We start from the raw sequence: 2,652 nt of genomic DNA, 5'->3' as shown, positions 1-2,652 counted from the left end.
TGGGAGTGATCAGGGGGAAATTCAGCTACTTTTTCCCTGAAAATTAGGTAATTGACCCCCTCAAAATCGGTAAAACCCCACACCCCACACCCTACACCCTACACCCTGCCCCTAGGAAAAACTTTTTCAGCAGACCCTAAATAGGGCCTGCTGAATAAATCTAAAAACCTTTTTGGATAAGCTCTGCTCGCGCATTTAAATTAAATTGCTTGTTGAGATGAGGCAAGAGGCAAGGGGCAAGATTTTCCGTTAGAATTAGCAGTAATCAAACACCACGCTTGCAGGAGCTATTATGTGACAGTTGAGGGTGCGGAATGTGGGTTCCAATATCCGTATGAGGCGAAAGTCTCATGTAAGGTTCCGAATGGGAGGGGATGGGGGCGATTCTATTCTCGACCCCTAATAATTTCCCTGTTATTATCATTTTTATCTAGCCGACGGCTGACGGCTGACCGCTTCAAGATCACTGATCACTAAAATCACCGCGACGTTGGATCAGGTCTGAGGGGCTAAGATTGGAGACGAAATTGCGAAAAGCTTGACGTTCCTCTTCATCCGCGTCACGATCAACAGGAATAGAAGCGGAAGCGATCACTTCTTCCATTACCCAGACGGGACTGTTGGTACGCAGGGCAATAGCGATCGCATCACTGGGACGACAATCGATTTCTTTTTTGACTTCGCCGCGCTGGAGACAGAGAACAGCATAAAAAGTATTATCTTGGAGAGAATGGATGATAATTTTTTCTAAATCCATGTCCCAAGCTTTAAAAATATTAACGATCAAATCGTGGGTGAGAGGACGAGGGGGTTTTTGTTGTTCGAGGACGGTCATAATGGCCTTAGCCTGATCTTGTCCGATGTAGATAGGTAGGGCGCGACGCTCAGAACCATCCTTCAGCAGTACAATGGGACTGCGAGTGATAGCGTCTAGGGCAATTCCAGCGACTTTCATTTCGATCATGACTATGGCTTCTCCAAGATAGAGATTCAGCTAGGGAAGGAGTGGGAAAGCAACCTGAGTAATATAGTGCTTCGTTACACTCACAGTATGCCCTAAGATGGGGGAGATTAGCCTCATCTTTAACGAAAAAAATACATCACCTGCCCTCAGTAGATAGGAGTCAGGAGTCAGGATACCCCGATCCAATCTTGCTGCTTTTTGCTCCCCACTCCCCGCTCCCCAATTCATAATTCATAATTCATAATTCATAATTCATAATTCCCTCTACCCACTCCCTACTCCCACTTCCCAACTAAATTGCTCAATTTGTGCTATGATAACAGTTTTGGGATAAATTTAAATAGGAGCAGACTGTCTGTATGTCTCGTTATAGAGGACCGCGCTTGCGCGTTGTGCGTCGTTTAGGGGAATTACCGGGCCTAACCCGTAAAAATGCCCGTCGTGCCTATGCACCAGGGCAACATGGCCAGGCCCGCAAAAAACGTTCAGAATATGCCATTCGTCTAGAAGAAAAACAAAAACTGCGTTTTAACTACGGTGTCAGCGAGAAACAATTAATTCGCTATGTCCGCAAAGCTCGCCGGGCTACTGGTTCCACCGGTCAGGTGCTGCTGCAACTCTTAGAAATGCGTCTGGATAATACCGTTTTCCGTCTCGGTATGGCCGGGACAATTCCGGGGGCGCGACAATTAGTCAATCACGGTCACGTCACCGTTAACGGTAGAGTTGTGGATATTGCCAGTTATCAGTGCCGTCCGGGTGATGTGATTGGAGTTAGAAATCAAGAGCGTTCCCAGGATCTAGTCAAAAGAAATATGGAATACCCCGGTTTAGCCAACCTGCCGAGTCATTTGGAATTTGACAAAAATACCCTCGTGGGCAAAGTTAATGGCGTTGTGGAAAGAGAATGGATTGCCCTCTCGATTAATGAACTGTTAGTAGTGGAATACTACTCTCGGAAAGTCTAGGAAAAAAGCCTTTTCCAGATACCTTGAGGACGCAATTGGCAGCGTCCTTATTTTATTGGTTAAATTTAGGTTGACAAATAGCAAAAATACGATGCTAGAAACAAAATTAGAAAATAAATCTCTCTTCCGAAAAAATTAACCAGACTGATAACTCAGTGCAGGTGTGGCCAATAATTCAATGATACCATCTGGGATTAACTACAGAAACCAAAAACCTACCTAAAGCTTTTTAAAGTTACTCATTTTTATAGCTATAAGTAGTCGTGCAAAATTAATTTCCTAGTCGAGACAGGAGACAGGAGACGGGAGACGGGAAACAGCTATTAGGGATCGGATTTGAGTTTTCAGTTCACTGTTTCCTCACACCAGAAGTCTGACGGAGTAGTGGCTTAGATGTGTAATTAATTTTACTTAGGTACTTATCCTTGACAATAATTGGTACTGTTATAGCGTTTTCAAATAAGACATGAAAAAGCATCGTAATTGTGGAGATTAGGAAAAGTAAATAGTTTAAGGTTGATTAAAAGATTAAATATCTTCTTCATAATCCCAAAATTTTTACAGAAACGGTAGCATCTCCTTACCAGAGTTTTTAATGATAGCCAAATTGCTTCAATCGGATTTTCTTCAGGAGCATAAGGAGCAAATAAATGACAAGTTATTTTCCAGTTTTCTGGAGCTAAACCTTCATTTACTTCAGCTAAAAAACTTTGCATTAAT

2 protein-coding genes and 1 pseudogene are annotated in these 2,652 nt (G+C 43.1%); 1 reads left to right on the top strand and 2 read right to left on the bottom strand.

The features are described 5' to 3' along the window. Window positions 1-463: 463 nt before the first annotated feature. The gene (locus tag PX484_RS24300; RefSeq protein WP_002803501.1) at window positions 464-964 is read right to left on the bottom strand and encodes a bifunctional nuclease family protein; all 501 of its coding nucleotides are present in this window, start codon (window positions 962-964) and stop codon (window positions 464-466) included. 359 nt (window positions 965-1,323) lie between these two features. On the opposite strand from PX484_RS24300, the gene rpsD reads away from it, so the two are divergent. Beyond that, window positions 1,324-1,932 carry a 30S ribosomal protein S4 gene (gene rpsD / locus PX484_RS24295; protein ID WP_002798058.1) on the top strand — a complete coding sequence of 203 codons (609 nt, stop codon included), beginning with the start codon at window positions 1,324-1,326 and terminating at the stop codon, window positions 1,930-1,932. A 455-nt stretch (window positions 1,933-2,387) separates the two neighbouring features. Here rpsD and PX484_RS24290 read toward each other — a convergent pair. Then, window positions 2,388-2,652: pseudogene (locus PX484_RS24290) on the bottom strand (IS630 family transposase); the annotation flags it as partial.

This window comes from Microcystis sp. M49636_WE2, from assembly GCF_030065375.1.
Lineage (GTDB): Bacteria > Cyanobacteriota > Cyanobacteriia > Cyanobacteriales > Microcystaceae > Microcystis > Microcystis aeruginosa_C.
Note: the sequence above shows the minus strand (reverse complement) of the source record. Positions and strands in the feature narration are given on the sequence as shown.